The organism is Acinetobacter sp. YH12205 (assembly GCF_013418125.1).
Taxonomy (GTDB): domain Bacteria; phylum Pseudomonadota; class Gammaproteobacteria; order Pseudomonadales; family Moraxellaceae; genus Acinetobacter; species Acinetobacter towneri.
In genome coordinates this window covers 79219-96975 of the sequence record NZ_VPCQ01000008.1, presented here as the reverse complement: position 1 = coordinate 96975, position 17757 = coordinate 79219, and the positions used below count along the sequence as shown (strand labels likewise).

The 17757-nt window shown below is 43.8% G+C and carries 15 protein-coding genes and 1 riboswitch; of the genes, 2 read left to right on the top strand and 13 right to left on the bottom strand.

Annotated elements, in window-relative coordinates; genetic code table 11:
- Position 1: 1 nt before the first annotated feature.
- From FTU92_RS11530 to FTU92_RS11515, 4 genes are all read right to left on the bottom strand, one after another.
- Positions 2-577, bottom strand: coding sequence for a TMEM165/GDT1 family protein (locus tag FTU92_RS11530; protein WP_004974251.1), 576 nt, complete (start codon positions 575-577; stop codon positions 2-4).
- A gap of 72 nt (positions 578-649) precedes the next feature.
- A riboswitch (yybP-ykoY riboswitch) is annotated at positions 650-809 on the bottom strand.
- Between the two features lie 98 nt (positions 810-907).
- Positions 908-2887: a 2-oxo acid dehydrogenase subunit E2 gene (locus FTU92_RS11525; RefSeq protein WP_179988751.1), complete on the bottom strand. Its 1980-nt coding sequence runs from the start codon at positions 2885-2887 to the stop codon at positions 908-910.
- A gap of 2 nt (positions 2888-2889) precedes the next feature.
- On the bottom strand, positions 2890-5592 hold the full coding sequence (gene aceE, locus FTU92_RS11520) for a pyruvate dehydrogenase (acetyl-transferring), homodimeric type (RefSeq protein ID WP_096901655.1): 2703 nt from the start codon (positions 5590-5592) through the stop codon (positions 2890-2892).
- Positions 5593-5960: 368 nt separating this feature from the next.
- Complete coding sequence (locus tag FTU92_RS11515) at positions 5961-6644, bottom strand: M23 family metallopeptidase (RefSeq protein ID WP_004974246.1); 684 nt, start codon at positions 6642-6644, stop codon at positions 5961-5963.
- A 106-nt stretch (positions 6645-6750) separates the two neighbouring features.
- Here FTU92_RS11515 and FTU92_RS11510 point away from each other — a divergent pair, with 106 nt between their 5' ends.
- Positions 6751-7191 (top strand): DciA family protein, encoded by a 441-nt coding sequence (locus tag FTU92_RS11510; RefSeq protein WP_004974242.1) that lies wholly within the window; start codon positions 6751-6753, stop codon positions 7189-7191.
- A 97-nt stretch (positions 7192-7288) separates the two neighbouring features.
- Here FTU92_RS11510 and lpxC read toward each other — a convergent pair whose 3' ends face one another.
- From lpxC to gshB, 8 genes are all read right to left on the bottom strand, one after another.
- Positions 7289-8191: a UDP-3-O-acyl-N-acetylglucosamine deacetylase gene (gene lpxC / locus FTU92_RS11505; RefSeq protein WP_179988752.1), complete on the bottom strand. Its 903-nt coding sequence runs from the start codon at positions 8189-8191 to the stop codon at positions 7289-7291.
- Between the two features lie 123 nt (positions 8192-8314).
- Positions 8315-9493 (bottom strand): cell division protein FtsZ, encoded by a 1179-nt coding sequence (ftsZ, locus tag FTU92_RS11500; RefSeq protein WP_179988753.1) that lies wholly within the window; start codon positions 9491-9493, stop codon positions 8315-8317.
- A gap of 159 nt (positions 9494-9652) precedes the next feature.
- Positions 9653-10915: a cell division protein FtsA gene (gene ftsA, locus FTU92_RS11495; protein WP_004974236.1), complete on the bottom strand. Its 1263-nt coding sequence runs from the start codon at positions 10913-10915 to the stop codon at positions 9653-9655.
- Positions 10916-10982: 67 nt separating this feature from the next.
- The gene (locus FTU92_RS11490) at positions 10983-11837 is read right to left on the bottom strand and encodes a cell division protein FtsQ/DivIB (RefSeq protein ID WP_004974235.1); all 855 of its coding nucleotides are present in this window, start codon (positions 11835-11837) and stop codon (positions 10983-10985) included.
- A 2-nt stretch (positions 11838-11839) separates the two neighbouring features.
- A complete protein-coding gene (locus tag FTU92_RS11485) occupies positions 11840-12769 on the bottom strand; it encodes a D-alanine--D-alanine ligase (RefSeq protein WP_004974232.1) in 930 nt (309 codons plus the stop codon).
- A gap of 56 nt (positions 12770-12825) precedes the next feature.
- Positions 12826-14274 (bottom strand): UDP-N-acetylmuramate--L-alanine ligase, encoded by a 1449-nt coding sequence (gene murC, locus FTU92_RS11480; RefSeq protein WP_096901645.1) that lies wholly within the window; start codon positions 14272-14274, stop codon positions 12826-12828.
- Between the two features lie 3 nt (positions 14275-14277).
- The gene (gene murG / locus FTU92_RS11475; RefSeq protein ID WP_096901644.1) at positions 14278-15381 is read right to left on the bottom strand and encodes an undecaprenyldiphospho-muramoylpentapeptide beta-N-acetylglucosaminyltransferase; all 1104 of its coding nucleotides are present in this window, start codon (positions 15379-15381) and stop codon (positions 14278-14280) included.
- Positions 15382-15700: 319 nt separating this feature from the next.
- The gene (gene gshB, locus FTU92_RS11470; RefSeq protein WP_004974228.1) at positions 15701-16645 is read right to left on the bottom strand and encodes a glutathione synthase; all 945 of its coding nucleotides are present in this window, start codon (positions 16643-16645) and stop codon (positions 15701-15703) included.
- Positions 16646-16761: 116 nt separating this feature from the next.
- On the opposite strand from gshB, the gene FTU92_RS11465 reads away from it, so the two are divergent.
- Entirely contained in the window at positions 16762-16977 is a 216-nt protein-coding gene (locus tag FTU92_RS11465; protein ID WP_096901642.1) for a DUF3565 domain-containing protein, read from the top strand.
- A gap of 112 nt (positions 16978-17089) precedes the next feature.
- Here FTU92_RS11465 and FTU92_RS11460 read toward each other — a convergent pair whose 3' ends face one another.
- Positions 17090-17596: a hypothetical protein gene (locus FTU92_RS11460; protein ID WP_096901639.1), complete on the bottom strand. Its 507-nt coding sequence runs from the start codon at positions 17594-17596 to the stop codon at positions 17090-17092.
- Positions 17597-17757: the final 161 nt, after the last annotated feature.

Sequence of the window (17757 nt, the reverse complement as noted above, 5' to 3'; positions counted from 1 at the left end):
TTTAGAATAAATAATGTTGCGCCAAAGTCGACACACCAATAATTAGGAAAATCAGTGCACCAATTTTATGAATTAAAGCAATTGGCAATCGGGTCGCTAATTTATTGCCAATAAATACCGCAGGTGCATTGGCCAGCATCATCCCCAAAGTGGTTCCAAGCATGACCCAAAACACGCTGTCATAACGTGCGGCTAAAGCCACTGTGGCAATTTGAGTTTTATCGCCAATTTCTGCCAAAAAGAACAATACAAAGGTCGCGCCAAATACACCGTATTTTTGCCACTTGTTGATGCTTTCAGTTTCATCATCTAGCTGGTCTGGAATAAGCATCCAAATCGCCATGCCAATAAAACCTAAAGACAAAATCCACAATAAAATTTCTGGGCTAAGTACCGTGGTAATCCACTGCCCTAAAACTGCAGAAAGTCCGTGGTTAATGAGTGTTGCCAGTAAAATAGCAACCAAGATTGGAGCAGGTTTACGAAAACGTGCCGCGAGTAATAAAGCCAATAGTTGGGTTTTATCACCCATTTCGGCTAAGGCGACAATGGCAGTCGAGATGAGGAATTCATACATGATGTTTTTCTCTGGCTAGCACACATACCAATGACCTATCCCTCCTGCTAGCCAAAATCTGCAGAGTGATAAATCAAAGGTCTTGCCAACAAAAGAAAGCTTGAAAAAGCAGACTTGGTTCTTTGCTATGATGACCATGTTCTGTGGAACAAATATGTTGACCATCACCTTTTTACTGCATTCAGTTGAAACAGAAATTAGTAAAAAGCGGCTACTCCCCAATGAAGTACAGCTATTCTAAACGGAATACTGCGGTTAAGCAAATTTAGCCGAATAACGGCAGTGACAAAAAACCCTGCCGCAGCAGGGTTTTATAAAGCTTTTCTGAGTTTAGAGCAGCAAGCTACGAATATCTGCCAACAACTGGGTCAGTTTATGGGTAAAACGTGCTGCATCTGCGCCATTAATTACCCGATGGTCATACGACAATGACAATGGCAACATCAAGCGCGGATCAAAGCCTTCACCATTCCAGACAGGCTGCATGGTCGCTGGTGAAATACCCAAAATCGCAACCTGCGGCCAGTTCACCAACGGCGTAAATGCCGTACCGCCAATCGAACCTAAACTGGTGATGGTAAAGTTTGCACCTTGTAAATCTTTAGGCGACAACTTTTTATCACGCGCTTTTTGGCTCAACTCGCCCAGTTCGATCGCAATTTGTTTAATCGATTTCTGATCTGGATTGCGTAGCACAGGCACGGTTAAACCATCAGGGGTTGCCACCGCAATGCCCATGTGGATTTCTTTACGCAGCAGCACAGACTTTTGATCATCTGCCAGATGCGCAGCGAAATATGGCTCATCTTTCAGCAAATGCGCTACTGCTTTGGCAATGAACGCCAAAATGGTCAGGCTGACACCTTCTTTTTTGAAGTTGGCTTTCAATTCACCGCGCCACGCTTCTAGCTCGGTAATATCGGCCAAATCAAATTGCGTGACTTGTGGGATGTAATTGTTCAGGGACAATTGCGGAATTGACACTTGTTGTAAGCGCGTCAAATCTTTTTCTTCCACACCACCAAATGCACTAAAGTCAGGTAGCTTTGGCAAACCTGTAACTTGCTGTGTTGTAGCAGCGACAGGAACAGTCTGCGGCGCAGTAAGACGCGCTTTGACATAAGCCTTCAAGTCTTCTTTGAGTACACGCGCATGTGGGCCAGTGGCGTTTACATCTGCTAAAACAACACCCAACTCACGTGCCAGTTTACGCACAGCAGGGCCTGCATACACTTTTGCATTGGCTTCATGTTGCGCCTTACTCAATTTGTCTACATTCGTATGCGCGCTTGCTGCAACTGTCGTGCTTTGTGCTGTAGATGCAGCACTGACTGCTGGCGATGTACTTGGTGCAGAGGCAACTTGAGCTGCTGCAACTGCTGTTGGTGCAGCTGCGCTTGCAGTTACTATCGTCACTAATGCATTGCCCTGCGCAACACTTTGTCCTAATTCTACATGAATCGCTTGAATCACGCCTGCAGTAGTACTTGGCACTTCTACCGTAGCCTTGTCTGATTCCACCACAATCAAACTTTGGTCAGCAGCAACCGTATCGCCCACTTGTACCAAAATTTCTGCCACTGTGGCTTTATCGACCCCTAAATCAGGCACTGCGACTTCAACCTGTGCTGATGCTGTTGTTTGTGGTGCCGATGCAGTTGCTGCGCTCGCTGTTGCAGCAGCCGCTTCTGCTGATGCCACTTGAGGTGTTTCCACCTGTGTGACTGCAGCAGCGGCGGTTTTCACTTTCAGAATCACCACACCTTCTTTTACGGTATCACCCGTATTGATTTGGATAGCGGTAACTGTACCCGACACCGTACTCGGCACTTCTACTGTGGCTTTGTCCGACTCCACCACAATAATGCTTTGATCAACATCAATCGCATCGCCGACTTGTACTAAAATTTCCCCAACAACGGCTTTTTCCACGCCAATGTCAGGTACTTGTACATCTACTTCTTGCGCAGTGTTTGATGTCGCTGAGCTTGGTTCTGCAGCGATCACTGGTTCAGCATCTTGCTTCGGTGCAGCATCTACTTGGGCTTGCGGTGCAGCAACTTCTGTAGCAGCTGCCGTTTGAGCTTCAGTTTCCAACTCAATCAGCACCGCACCTTCAGTCACTTCATCGCCTTGTTGTACCAAAATACTTTTCACCACCCCTGCAACGGTGCTGGGTACTTCAACAGAGGCTTTGTCTGATTCCAATAGGACAATGCTGTCATCAACTGCAATCGTGTCGCCAACTTTGACAAGAATATCTGCAACAGTGGCTTTATCGACACCAATATCAGGCGTTTGAATTTGCATGATCAGTGCTCCTCTTTGTAGTCAGCAACCGCTTGTACTTCAGGAACCGCTTGCGGTGCCCACGCGACAGGACGATCTGTATCTAACTCAAATGTCGAGATTGCATCTTTGACCAAACGCGCATCGACTTCGCCTTCATCAGCCAGTTTTTTCAAGGTGGCTACCACAATGTGTGCAGCATCGACCCCAAAGTAGCTACGCAAGTTACCGCGGGTATCGGAACGACCATAACCATCGGTACCTAAGGCAACAAATGGACGATTGTCTGGCAAGTAACCGCGAATTTGCTCGCTATAGGCGCGCATGTGATCGGTAGCAGACACGACAATGCCATCTTTGCCACGTAACTGTTGTGAGATCCACGGCTCTTTGCTTTCTTCAGCCAATGGATGCAAACGGTTGTATTCTTCACACGCCATACCATCACGCGCCAATTCATTAAAACTGGTCACACTGTAGACATTCGAGTGGATTTGATACTCTTCACGCAAGATTTTCGCCGCTTTGATGACTTCACGCAAAATCACACCTGAACCTAGCAATTGAACCGTGGCTTTTTCATCTTCCTGCAGTAAATACATGCCGCGCTTAATGCCTTCTTCCACACCTTGTGGCATTTCAGGATGCTCGTAGTTTTCATTCATTACGGTGAGGTAATAGAACACGCGCTCCTGATTGACATACATGCGTTGCAAACCATCATGCACAATCACGGCAAGCTCATAACCAAAGCATGGGTCATAGGACACACAGTTTGGAATAGTATTGGCTAAAATATGCGAGTGACCATCTTGGTGTTGCAAGCCTTCACCATTGAGTGTGGTACGTCCTGCAGTGGCACCCAACAAGAAACCTTGCGCCTGTGCATCACCTGCCGCCCATGCAATATCCCCAATACGTTGGAAACCAAACATGGAGTAATACATATACATTGGGATCATTGGTAAGTTATTGGTCGAATAACTGGTACCCAAAGCTGCCCAAGCACTCATTGCACCTGCTTCGTTAATGCCTTCTTGCAGCATGTGACCGTCTTTGGCTTCACGATAATGCATCAATTGTTCTTGGTCTTCAGGGGTGTATTTTTGCCCATGTGCGGCATAAATACCCAGTTGACGGAACATGCCTTCTAAACCGAAAGTACGTGCTTCATCGGGTACAATGGGTACCACACGGTCTTTAATGGCTTTTTCTTTGAGCAGGGCAGAAATCAAACGCACCATCACCATAGTGGTCGATTGTTCTTTGCCACCTGAACCTGCCAAGACTGAATCGAAAACTGATAATTCAGGAATTTGTAAAGCTTCGCTGTCTTTACGACGCGCAGGCAAATAACCACCCAACGCTTCGCGACGCGCTTTCATATATTTCAATTCAGGCGAATTTTCACTTGGACGATAGAACGGCACTTCTTCAAGTTGCTCATCGCTAAATGGCAAGTTGAAGCGGTCACGTACATATTTTAAAGAATCCAACTGCATTTTTTTGATTTGGTGGGTTTTGTTCACCGCTTCAATTTCATCAGACAAACCATAACCTTTGACAGTTTTGGCTAAAATGACCGTTGGCTGACCTTTGGCCTTACATGCTTCAGCATACGCCGCAAATACTTTGTACGGATCGTGACCACCACGGTTCAGGTTATCAATATCTTCATCGCTTAAATCTTTGACCAATTCTTTGGCTTCAGGATATTTACCAAAGAATTTCTCACGAGCGTATGCACCACCTTTCACTTGCAAGCGCTGATAATCACCATCCACCGCTTCTTCCATGATGGCTCTTAATGCACCTGTGTCGTCTTTGTCCAATAAAGCATCCCAATGACGCCCCCAGACCACTTTAATCACGCGCCAACCTGCGCCACGGAATAACGACTCAAGTTCTTGAATGATTTTACCGTTACCGCGTACAGGGCCATCTAAACGCTGTAAGTTACAGTTCACCACCCAAATCAGGTTATCTAGCTTTTCACGACCTGCCAGTGAAATTGCACCCAAACTTTCTGGCTCATCCATTTCACCATCGCCTAGATATGCCCAGACTTTACGGTCTTCTTCTTTAATTAAACCGCGGTTCATTAAATATTTTTGAATATGTGCCTGATAAATTGACATGATTGGACCCAGACCCATCGATACCGTTGGGAACTGCCAATAGTCAGGCATTAAATAAGGATGTGGATAGCTAGGTAAACCGTTACCGCCCACTTCACGGCGGAAATTATTCAATTGATCTTCGGTTAAACGCCCTTCTAAAAATGAACGGGCATAAATACCGGGTGCACAGTGACCTTGGTAGTAGATCATATCACCGCCAAAATGATCACTATTGGCACGGAAGAAATGGTTAAAACCAACATCATATAATGTGGCTGAAGATGCGAAACTTGCAAGGTGACCACCTAAATCATCACCTGTTTTATTGGCACGCAATACCATTGCCAACGCATTCCAGCGAATCAGGGCGCGAATACGACGCTCCATATCCTGATCGCCCGGCATGGCAGGTTGTTCTTCCACTGAAATGGTATTGAGGTAAGGAGTATTTAATCGCTGAATGGGTACATGCTTTGCAATTGCACGTTGGTACAGTTTTTCGAGTAAAAATGCTGCCCGTTCAGTACCCATATGTTGTAACACAGCATCAAAGGCGTCTTGCCATTCTTGGGTTTCTTGTGAGTCCGTATCACCGTAAAACGCCATAATTCACTATTCCTAAGCCTAATCGTATGCTTTATATGTATCATAATTTAGACTTTAGTAGATATGGCTAATCTTAAATGCATATCCTGCATACTATTTAGAAAATAAATAGTGATTGACATACTCTTACAGCAAATAACAAAAAACCGCCAATTTAGGCGGTTTTTTATACAATAAAGCAGATACTGCGTGTTATTATTTTTTTAGGTGATAAGTTGATGTCTGAAATGTCTCACTAGATTTTGCTAAAAGCTAAAACGTGAGTACAAAGAAAAGCGACCTTTGCCGCTTTAATTTCATGTTTTAATTTGTAGTTCACGTGTAGTTTACAGTGAGTGTGGCTAGAGCATGAATTTCTAGCCAAAACATTACGGCAACATTGCTAAATAGGTAGAAGGGTTCTTACGTTGACCATCTTTCACTACTTCATAATGTAAGTGAGGACCTGTACAACGACCTGTACAACCCACGTTGGCAATATGTTCGCCTGCATCTACACGGTCACCCACACGTGCAATTAAACGTGAAGCGTGTGCGTAGCGCGTGATATAACCATTACCGTGGTTAATTTCTACATATTGACCATAACCTGTGCCCCAGCCTGACTTGGTCACAATACCTGGGCCAGTCGCATAAATTGGAGTACCGCTTGGTGCAGCAAGGTCTAAGCCTGAATGGTTTTCAGCACGACCACTCATGACACGACCGCCATAGTTCGAGCTAATACGTGCATTTGGTAATGGATGTGACACTAACCAAGCATAAGGATTTGAAGAAGCAAAACGGGTGCTGGTATTGGTACCGTATTTTTTTGCTAAAGACGCATTGTTTAATTCTGTAGTCTTTTCACGAAGCTTAACGGTCATCTGCGTTTGTGCAGGAACATCAATGTCTTGTGTTTCTGTATAAGAACCTTGTGACAAGGTGCGGGTTAATTGCTCAATACGATCAGTCGATGAATTTTGAGAATCTAACTCAACTAAATCAGCAAATGCGACAGATGCTGCCGAAGCTGCCAGTGAAAACGCTAATAAAATACGGCGCGAATGCATAAAAAAACCTCTTAACTGTTCTTACTTGAAGTTCCTTGTGATCTCTTCCTTGATATCTACTGAAAGGAGCGCATAAGATTAGGGCATAAACATGAAGGAATGATGTATGTCCGAACCTGTGAATCTCTTTCAACAAACAAGAAAACACATAAAAACAGGAAACCTAACGTTTCTCTCAACCCAAGTTGCTGCATGGCAGAAACTTGGCAAACTTATTCAACCTTTACTGCCGCAACCAGAGCAATGGCAGGTGGTTTGTTATCAACAAGGTGTCTTAACCATTACTGGAACGAATCAAGCGATGGTCAGTCAACTTGCTTATTTGCAAAAGCAATACATTACTCAACTGTCACAACTGCATGAACTGAAAGACATACAAAAAATTCAAGTTCGTTTAAGAGTTGAATCTCAAACGCCCCCAAAAAGCGAAAAGCCTTTAAGAACACTTAGTCCAGAAACTCAAGATATGTTACGAGGTGCTGCTGACTTTGTGAGCGACCCTAAGCTTAGCCAAGCTTTGTTACGTTTGGCAAGCAATAAAAAATAATTGTTTGCAGAAAACACCAAAAACTCGTGCTCAAATTTGTGATGAAATTCACATATTATTGTTGTTACATTATAACGTAGTAAGAAAAGACAATGACTTATGTCACATGCACAAAAGTGATCGGGCAAGAATTTATGTCATCAAATGTTACAATTTCATAACTGCTTGGATCGCTCTGAACATTGCGTAATAACTGATTATTTAAGGCATGTCCTGATTTATAACCATCAAACTTGGCAATAATTTGATGTCCAAGCAAGTACAAATCCCCCACAGCATCTAAAATTTTATGCCGTACAAACTCGTCCGAGAAGCGCAAACCTTCTTCATTGACCACGCCTGTATCATCTACCCCAATGGCATTATCTAAACTCGCACCCAAAGCCAAATTATTGGCTTTTAAATAGTCCAAATCTTTCATAAAGCCAAAAGTACGTGCGCCACTGACTTCATAGACAAAGGTTTCTGTAGAAAAATCGATGGTGGCAGACTGATATTCTTTTTTAAAGGCAGGATGATCAAAGTCGATGGTGAAATTGAGCTGAAAACCTTCATGCGGACTGAACACCGCACGTTTATCGTCAATTAAAGCTTCTACAGGTTTTAAAATTTTGATGAACTTTTTCGCAGCATCCTGTTCTTTTAAACCACCCTGCATCAACAAATAAATAAAAGGCCCTGCACTGCCGTCCATAATGGGCACTTCAGAGGCAGACACTTCAATAATCAAGTTATCAATGCCCAACCCTGCAATTGCACTCATAACATGCTCAATAGTGCCAACTTTGGCATTATCCTGAACCAAATTCGAGCACATAAATGCTTCCTGAATCAGCATGGCATTGGCTGGAATATCCACAGGTGGGTTTAAATCGATACGACGAAACACAATTCCCCCATCGGCATGATGCGGCACAAAGTTGATCAAAACTTTTTGACCACTGTGCAGACCAATACCGCTCGCCTTGACGACACGTTGTAGGGTACGTTGTTTCAGCATGTTCTCAATTCATCTAAATTTTAAAACCGCTATACGTTAGCATATTTAGCCATTGATAAAAAACAAAAAAGGCAGTTTAAAACTGCCTTTTCCCGATCATACAATTAAATTGATGATCTTGGCTTATTTACGCTGCTGATTTTTCAAATAGTCTTGAATACTCATTGGCGTTGGGCGTGCAGCACCCGAAGTACTGGTTGCGCTGATCGGCGCAGCATCTGCTTGTTGGCGCTGAATGGCAGGCACATCATCTTCTTCTACTGCTGCGGCAGGAGCTGCAGCCGCAGTTTGAGTCACAGTGCGTTTCGCTGGCTCTGGCGTATCGCCTGTATTACGAGCCAAACCTGTAGCAATCACAGTCACGCTAATTTCGTCACGCGCTTCAGGATCAAATACCGTACCGTAGAATACTTGGGTTTGTTCGGTATCTGAAAGTTGATGAATCACGTCCATGATCTCTTCGATTTCACCGAAGGTCACATCATCACCACCCGTTACGTTAATCAACAAGCCTTTGGCATTGGCAATGGTTACGCTATCGAGCAATGGGCTACGAATCGCTTGTTCAGCCGCTTGACGCGCACGGTTTTCACCACGACCTGAACCAACACCCATCATCGCATAACCGCGCGTACTCATCGCAGTTTTCAAGTCAGCAAAGTCTAGGTTGATGTGACCTGGACGTACCACCAAATCAAAAATACTGCGTACACCGTTCAACAAAACGTCATCGGCTTTTTTATACGCATCTTTCATTGAAATGTCGCGGTAAACTTTCATTAAACGCTGGTTTGGAATAATGATTAAAGAGTCTACATGCTGTTCTAATGCCGCAATCCCTTTTTCCGCAGAAAGTAAGCGACGCTTACCCTCAAAGTTAAATGGCGTAGTCACCACACCAACAGTCAAAATGCCCATTTCTTTGGCAATTTCAGCCACAACTGGCGCAGCACCTGTACCTGTACCACCGCCCATCCCTGCAGTCACGAACACCATGTCTGTGCCTTCAAGTTGCTGACAGATCAGCTCGCGGCTTTCTTCCGCTGCAGTTTGACCCACTTGAGGATCACCGCCCGCGCCTAAACCACGTGTGCTTTGCTCACCTAGCTGGATTTTGAATTGCGAATTCATGCGATCCAATGCTTGTTTGTCCGTATTGGCACAAACAAATTTTACACCCTGAATATCCGACTCAAGCATGTGCTGCACAGCGTTACCACCTGCACCACCCACACCAAACACAGTGAAACGGGCTTGACCGTTGCTATCGGTTTGATCATCTATAAATTCAAATGAGGCCATGACCTTTAGATTTCCTAATACGTTATTGGCAGTCACTTAAGCCCGTATACTGCCTTGATCTTCATAAAAATTATTTTTAAGAATGCTGTTCAACTTCTGGCTTGTCAAGTACCAGTGATGATCCGTACAACTTCCTAACAATATTCCCAAAAAACTCAACTAAAAAATAGATTTTAACTTTTCGTTCAAGCCAGACCATGCCCGTCCGACACGCCCCCAAACCGATAAGGTTTCAGGGTCTTCATGTTCTACAATCGTGTCTTGAGTATAGTTTTGACTATAAAGCAATAAGCCTGAAGCTGTTGCATATTGTGAACGGCGTAAGGCGGCCTGATGCGGTTCATCGGCATAAACTTGTGAAGGATGATTCCCCAAGTGTGCCGAAACACCCAACATACGACGTACCAAGCTGATCATGCCTTCAATTTGTGAGGCATCACCCGCCAAAACCACACCATGATATAAACCATGAATGGCACCGCTCTTTTCGAGTTCCTGACGAATTTGTGCAAAAATTTCTTCATAACGCGCAATAATAATTTCCGCCAGTTCAATACGGCTAATGGTTTGCGGCCCATCAATGCCCTGAATCTGAATCATGTGATCAGGTTTGACCACTTTCATATCTACACAGCCATACAATAGCTTAATCCGTTCAGCTTCTTCAGTTGTGGTTTGTAACACCGCTGCAATATCGCGGGTGACATGCTCACCACCACGCTGCAAAGTGTGTGCCAAGGCCAAACGTCCATCTAAATAAACTGCAATACTGGTCGTACCTGCGCCAATATCTACCAGACACACACCGTATTCTTTTTCATCTTTAAGCAGACTGGCTTCTGCAGTGGCTAAATTTGACACCACCATTTTTTCGACACCAATATTGGCACCTTTTAAAGCACGGTCTAAATTCTGCATGGTGCTAATAGGCAACATCATCAATTGATAATGCCCCGTCATGCTATGTGCTGACATACGAATTGGGTTTTGTACCCATTCACCCGAATCATCTAAATCGAAACCGAGTGGTACTGCACTCACCAAATAATGGTCTGAGGTGAGGTGACTGGCTTTGGCCAAGTCCAAGGCGCGTACCACTTCACTGGTGGTAATGGTGTGATCACTACTTTCAATAGGTGTGCGACCTGAAGCATAAAAGCTTTTTAGCTCTGCACTAGGAATAGAAATCCATGCCGAATGCACACGGCATTCCGCCATATCTTCCGCTTCTTGCACGGCATTTTTAATTGCAGTAATCACTTTATCGAGACTGACAATTTTTCCCTTACTCATGCCTCGATTACGTGCGGTGGCCATACCAATGACTTGGATATTGTCTGGCGCATGGACCTTAGCAATCAAAACTGAAACTTTGTGCGTCCCAATGTCAATCGCAACAACCGAGGGAACAGCTTCACTCATTTATTCACTACCATTACCAGTATGTTTAATTTATGGCTTAATGCCTCTATTTTTTTAAAGCCCAATATTATGGCTTTGCTCTTATTCCCTCTGCAATGCTTGTGTCATCAATCGTTACAACAAAGTGACCATTTGCAATTTTTGGCGGAATTGAGTTTTTCCATTGAATGGCTAAACCATTGCGATAACGCAAATCGATGGCGGATATTTTAGACCATACAGGTTTCAAATCACTTTGTGCAAGATGCCCCAAGCGCTGCAGCTTACTCATGGTTTGATCTTTATCTACAATAACACGTAGACCTGAATCAAACTGCATAAACCACGTCATACGTTCTGTTAAATATAGTTCTTTTAAACGATCGTTGACGGGTAAGAATAATTGGTTAATTTCATTATAACGACGCATCATCATTTTAGATTGATGCGTTGGCCCGTGTAATAACGGTAAATGTTGATTATTTTGTGGCGTGACCTCGGTAAAGACTTCACCGCTGTCACTGAGCAAACGACCTGTCCCCCAACGTGCAATTGGATGACGCGGCATAACCCGCACACGAATAGCATTCGGCCACGCACGTGAAACCACCACTCGATCTACCCAAGACAACTCCAAAGCGGTATCGCGGATTTGCTCTAGGTCAGAGGTGAAATAGTTCTTGGTCATTACAGGGTTCACATGCGTCATCACTTGGCGGTGTTCCGCATCTGAACGTGTACCCACTACATCTAGCTTGGCAATTTGTGCATCGGTCATGACTTTGTATAGCCCGTACGCACCCACTGCCAACACGAGCACCGCAACGCACAGCATTACCCAACCGCCAAAATGAATCAGCTTTTCTTTGGCTGTTGGCGGTTTGTCATGAATCGAGGTAATCGCTGCCCGTTTACGGCGCAAGGATGCAGGAAGTTGAGCCATATTTAGTGTGCTTCACCTGTAAGGGTTTGTGCCAAAATTGCCACACACAGCTCATCAAAACTATAGCCAACTGCATTTGCCGCTTTTGGAACTAAAGAGTGGCTGGTCATTCCCGGCACGGTATTCACTTCCAATAGCCAGAAATTGCCGTTCTCATCTTGCATGGCATCAATACGACCCCAGCCACTTGCACCCACGGCTTGGAAGGCACGTAATGCCAAAGCTTGTAACTGTTGCTCTTCGGCAGTGCTTAAACCACACGGAATACCGTATTGCACATCATTACGTTGATATTTGGCTTCATAATCATAGAACGCCACATCTTTCGGTGGTTCTAAACGAATAATCGGTAAAGCCTGACCATTTAACAGCACGATGGTAAATTCACGTCCTGTAATCCATTTTTCAGCCATAACAATAGCGTCATGTGCAGTTGCTTTCGCTACAGCATCGGCAAAGTCTTCTACTTTTTCGACTTTGCTCATGCCAATACTTGAACCTTCATGTACAGGCTTGATGATGAGTGGTAAACCCAATTCGGCAACCACGTCTTCAATATTGGAATCTTTGCTAACAATACGATATGGCGCAGTTGGCAAGTCAGAACCTTGCCAAATTTGCTTGGTCTTCACTTTGTCCATGCCAATGGCTGAACCTTGCACGCCCGTACCCGTGTATGGAATATTCAACCATTCCAAAACACCTTGAATTTGACCATCTTCACCACCGCGCCCGTGTAACACAATAAAGGCACGATCATAATTGACCAATTCGGTCACGCTACGTGTTTGTGGATCAAATGCTTCTGCATTGACCCCAGAACGTAGCAGTGCTTCGAGTACTGCTTGACCGCTGTCTAGAGAAACCTCACGCTCAGCAGATTTTCCACCCAATAACACGGCAACTTTGCCGAACTTTGAAGCATTTGACACGTTTATATCCTTAAACTTTAAACTGGTCGATCAAATTCAAACATCACAGGTTGTGATTATTTTAAATATAAATGGTTTTGTGCAAGCTCGATTGAAATCGCCCCCACATTACCTGCACCTTGGGTCAATAACAAGTCATTGGCCTGTAACACTTGTTTCACAATATTCGGTAGGTTGCCGTCATTTGGATCGACCAAAATTGGCTCAACCTGACCACGCAAACGAATACTGCGTGCCAAAGTACGGCTATCTGCGCCAACAATTGGTTTTTCACCCGCAGGATAAACATCGAGCAATAACAATTGATCGACTTGTGACAACACTTCCACAAAGTCATCAAAACAGTCACGGGTGCGACTAAAACGGTGTGGCTGGAACAACATCACCAAACGGCGATCAGGATGACTTTGACGCGCAGCTTTAATGGTGGCTTCCACTTCTTTCGGGTGATGTCCGTAGTCATCTACCAATTTCACATTGCCGTCTGCTACCGCAAACTCACCTTGTACTTGGAAACGACGACCGACACCGCTAAAGCCTTCTAAAGCACGGCAAATTGCACCATCAGAAACGCCTTCATCGGTGGCAATTCCAATTGCAGCCAAGGCATTCAATACGTTATGCAGCCCCGGTTGATTCACCGTCACGCGTAACGGTTCGCGGTCTTTACGCAGTACAGTAAAGTGTGTGCGCATACCGTCTTGATCAACATCAACGGCACGAATATCGTTGTCTTCATTAAAACCATAGGTCAATACAGGGCGCCCGATACGCGGCATGATTTCACGAATATTGGCATCATCACCACACACCACAGCCAAACCGTAGAATGGCAGTTTGTGCAAAAATTGAATAAAGGTATCTTTTAAGGTATCGAAACTACCACCATAGGTGTCCATGTGGTCGGCATCAATATTGGTCACCACAGCCGCCATTGGCTCTAGGAATAAGAACGATGCATCAGATTCATCGGCTTCTGCCACGATATAACGGCTAGCACCCAATGCTGCATTGACCCCAGTACGGTTTAGCAAACCACCAATCACGTAAGTTGGATCCATGTTTTCTTCGGCCAACATACAGGTGATTAAACTGGTAGTGGTGGTTTTACCATGTGTACCCGCGACTGCAATACCATGACGGTAACGCATCAACTCGCCCAGCATTTCAGCACGACGCACCACAGGAATACGGGTGTCAATTGCTGTTTTAATTTCTGGGTTTTCTGGGTCAATTGCAGTAGACACCACCAACACATTGGCGCCTTTAATATTCTCTGCCGCATGCCCAATATAAACCTTGATGCCGTTTTCTTCTAATTGCGCTGTGGTTTTTGAAGCTTTGATGTCTGAACCCGACACTTTATAGCCTTGGTTTTTCAAGACTTCGGCAATACCACACATCCCCGCGCCACCAATACCCACAAAATGAATGTGTTTGATACGGCGCATTTCAGGCACTTTGATTAATTTTTTCGCTTGATCAGCGGGTGTAGATGGAGACATATTTTACTCGAACAATGCTTGAATAAGACGAACCACGTGTTGAGTTGCATCAGGCTGCGCCTGCTGACGGGCTTTGACCGCCATTTCAGACAACAATTGACGATTCATTAACGGGGTTAATAATGTTGTTAAACTTTCAGGTGTCATGCTGGCTTGCGGACAGATTTTTGCTGCACCAAGATCGGCTAAAAACTTGGCATTGGCAGTTTGGTGATCATCCACCGCACTAGGCAATGGTACAAATACTGCTGCAACACCTGCAGTCGCGACCTCGGTTACCGTGAGTGCGCCCGCACGACAAATAATTAAATCGGCATCACTATAGGCTTTGGCCATATCTTCAATAAAAGGCTGTACCTCAACCTGTAAATGGTCAGGCTTGTGTGCATAACGTGCCTGCGTCGCTTCGGCATGGTTTTGCCCACATTGATGATAAACATCTAAAGCGACATTTAGTTGCTTTAACGTTTCAGGTACACATTCATTTAAGGCTTGTGCACCTAGTGAACCACCCACAATTAAAATACGAATTGGCAAGCCTGCTTTTTCACGTTCCTGATAGCGCCATGCAGGGCTTAAGGTCGCAGTGATTTCTTCACGAACAGGGTTGCCTGTGGTGACAATTTTGTTACTGTTTGGAAAGGTATTTGGGAAAGCCTGACACACGGTTTTTGCCACACGTGACAATTGAGTGTTGGTAAAACCCGCAACTGCATTTTGTTCGTGAATCAGCACAGGAATACCCAAAGCACGTGCTGCCAAGCCACCCGGCCCTGCCACATAACCACCAAAACCTGCAACAGCATCAACTTTTAATTGCTTCATGTAACGCACAGCACTGAGCGTTGCGCCTAAAATTTTAAATGGTGCAGCCAGTTTACGGATCAAACCGTTGCCACGTACACCTTGAATATTAATTTGGTAAATTGGGATATTATGATTTTTAAGCAGACGATTTTCCATGCCCGTTGGGGTCGCCAACCATGACACTTGAATCCCTTGTTGCTGTAATTGTTTTGCGACGGCCAAAGCGGGAAAAACATGTCCACCTGTACCTGCGGCCATCATCATGACATGTTTAGGCTGTTGTTGCTGTGCGTCAGTCACGGTTTAATTCTTCAACTCAAAATAAGGCAAATAAAAATCTTGTATAAGCTATCAATTGTAATCACAAACGCATGGGCTTTAAAGGTTATTTACTTTTTTTCACCAAGTGCTTGATTGTTTTTTTCTACAGATTTTCAAGTTTAAACTAGTTTTATTATTAATCTACGGAAAATGTTAAGTTTTATTCAATTTTACCTGCTTTGATTGATCTATTTTGCAAAGTGTTTAAGTTGTTTTTTGTATCCACGTCTCTAAAAACAAGGCCGCTTTCAAATAGAAAACGGCTTTTGTATTGATACAGTGAGCATAAAGCCCAAACTTAGTTGGGACGACCTGCTTCAAGTACGGTAAATAAATCATCGGCAATGGATGTACCAAACTGTGCATCAATTTCACGAATACACGTTGGACTGGTCACGTTGATTTCAGTGACATAGTTGCCAATCACATCTAATCCGACAAAAACCAAGCCTTTTTCACGTAAAAATGGCCCGACTTTGGCGGCAATGGCTTTGTCATTTTCAGTCAATGGACGTGCTTCGCCTAAACCACCTGCAGCTAAGTTGCCACGCACTTCGCCATTTTGTGGAATTCGTGCCAAACAATAAGGCACAGGCTCACCATTAACCATGAGGATGCGTTTATCACCATCTACAATTTCTGGAATATAGCGCTGCGCCATGATTGGCTGAGTGCCGTTGTTGGTCAGAATTTCAATGGTTGAGCCAATATTGACCCCATCTTGGTACAAACGGAAAATTCCCATGCCGCCCATGCCATCGAGCGGTTTAACGATCACATCACCATGTTGCTGAATAAATTCACGAATCAGGCTTTGTTGTGACGTGACCAATGTCGGAACTTGTAGTTCTGGGAATTGAGTCGCAAACAGCTTTTCATTACAGTCACGCAGGCTTTGCGGCTTGTTGATGATCCATGCGCCTTCGCGTTCAGCTTGCTCTAAAATATATGTGGTATAAACGAAATTCATGTCAAAAGGCGGGTCTTTACGCATGAGAATGACATCATAATCAGCTAAGGATTCTTTGCGTTTTTCGCCCAATTCGTAATAATGGTTATAATCTTCAAAGACTTTGAGCGATGCAATCAGACCAAATGCCTTGCCCTGATCAATATATAAGTCTTGCTGTAATGCATAGCCCAAGGTATGCCCACGACGGCTTGCCGCCCATAACATCGCCATGGTTGAGTCTTTTTTCAAATTGACACTTTCGATGGGATCCATCACAACAAGTACGCGCATATTTCGGTGCTCTTTTGAAGAATTGAATAAGCAAAAGTATAGCGGAGTTTGGCTTTGGTTTTGCTGCAATTTTCGTAACGCTTTATCCACGATCATCATGCACTTAGGAGTATGCGATGCAACAAGCGATTATTGGTTTTCATTTAGATGAAGAAAATGATTGGGTCGCAGATTTGGCCTGCGGTCATGGGCAGCATGTGCGGCATAATCCACCGTGGCAAAACCGCCCGTGGGTAATCACAGAGCAAGGGCGCAAGGAAAAGTTGGGGGTGATGCTGGAGTGTAAGAAGTGTGAGGAGGAATTGGAGTGGGTTTTGGATAAGAGATTTTAGGTTAAAAAGATAATCAAACGACCCATGAAGCGGGGCTTTCGTATAACGACCACGATTATGTTAAATCGAAAATTTAAGTATATTTTCTTAGATGATAATTGTGCTGACACCGTCAAATTAAAGATAGTATGGGCGCCCCAAACTCATCTACAAGTTCAATATCAGCAGCTTTTAAACGATCTAATGGATCCCCTGTTTTTAAACACCATCCATCAGGCATTTTGTTTTTTAAGCCACATGTCTTGGAATCTAATTTTTTTTGCTCGTCATGAGTAATATAAGCTATGCCTAAATTTCGTTTGAGAATCGTTGATAATTCTTGATTTGATAATTGATCGGTTTTTATTAAACCCCATAAACCATTGAAAAGATAAGACATAGGTACGATGTGTTCTTTTCTTGCAGGAATAGAGCCCACAGGTAAATTTTGAAAAACAGGATTAGAGTATCCCTTAAAAATTAATTCATCTTCTGGATGAACTAATCTCTCTATAAATCTGGAGTGATATCCCCAAGACTTTTGAATATTAGCTTGAAATACCATTATATTTTTAAGGTGTTGAATGACAAGATCACAAGTATTATCTAAATACTGATTAATATATTCTTTATTTTTCATTGAAAGACATCGCTCATAATATTTTTAAGAATAAGCTATTCTAAAATCGACATCATACACCTTTAACACATCACGAAAATTATTCCACATAATTCAGTCCACTGCATACAAAAAAAGCCCAAACCTACAGATCTGGGCTTTTTATAAACTTGTTACGTTCC

Bases quoted from the DNA above. Each gene is read 5' to 3' on its own strand.
- gshB (WP_004974228.1), bottom strand. From the start codon at position 16,645: ATGCGCGTACTTGTTGTGATGGATCCCATCGAAAGTGTCAATTTGAAA.
- ftsZ (WP_179988753.1), bottom strand. From the start codon at position 9,493: ATGGCCTCATTTGAATTTATAGATGATCAAACCGATAGCAACGGTCAA.
- FTU92_RS11460 (WP_096901639.1), bottom strand. From the start codon at position 17,596: ATGAAAAATAAAGAATATATTAATCAGTATTTAGATAATACTTGTGAT.
- FTU92_RS11490 (WP_004974235.1), bottom strand. From the start codon at position 11,837: ATGGCTCAACTTCCTGCATCCTTGCGCCGTAAACGGGCAGCGATTACC.
- aceE (WP_096901655.1), bottom strand. From the start codon at position 5,592: ATGGCGTTTTACGGTGATACGGACTCACAAGAAACCCAAGAATGGCAA.
- ftsA (WP_004974236.1), bottom strand. From the start codon at position 10,915: ATGAGTGAAGCTGTTCCCTCGGTTGTTGCGATTGACATTGGGACGCAC.
- FTU92_RS11510 (WP_004974242.1), top strand. From the start codon at position 6,751: ATGTCCGAACCTGTGAATCTCTTTCAACAAACAAGAAAACACATAAAA.
- FTU92_RS11530 (WP_004974251.1), bottom strand. From the start codon at position 577: ATGTATGAATTCCTCATCTCGACTGCCATTGTCGCCTTAGCCGAAATG.
- FTU92_RS11525 (WP_179988751.1), bottom strand. From the start codon at position 2,887: ATGCAAATTCAAACGCCTGATATTGGTGTCGATAAAGCCACTGTTGCA.
- FTU92_RS11515 (WP_004974246.1), bottom strand. From the start codon at position 6,644: ATGCATTCGCGCCGTATTTTATTAGCGTTTTCACTGGCAGCTTCGGCA.
- lpxC (WP_179988752.1), bottom strand. From the start codon at position 8,191: ATGCTGAAACAACGTACCCTACAACGTGTCGTCAAGGCGAGCGGTATT.
- murC (WP_096901645.1), bottom strand. From the start codon at position 14,274: ATGTCTCCATCTACACCCGCTGATCAAGCGAAAAAATTAATCAAAGTG.
- FTU92_RS11465 (WP_096901642.1), top strand. From the start codon at position 16,762: ATGCAACAAGCGATTATTGGTTTTCATTTAGATGAAGAAAATGATTGG.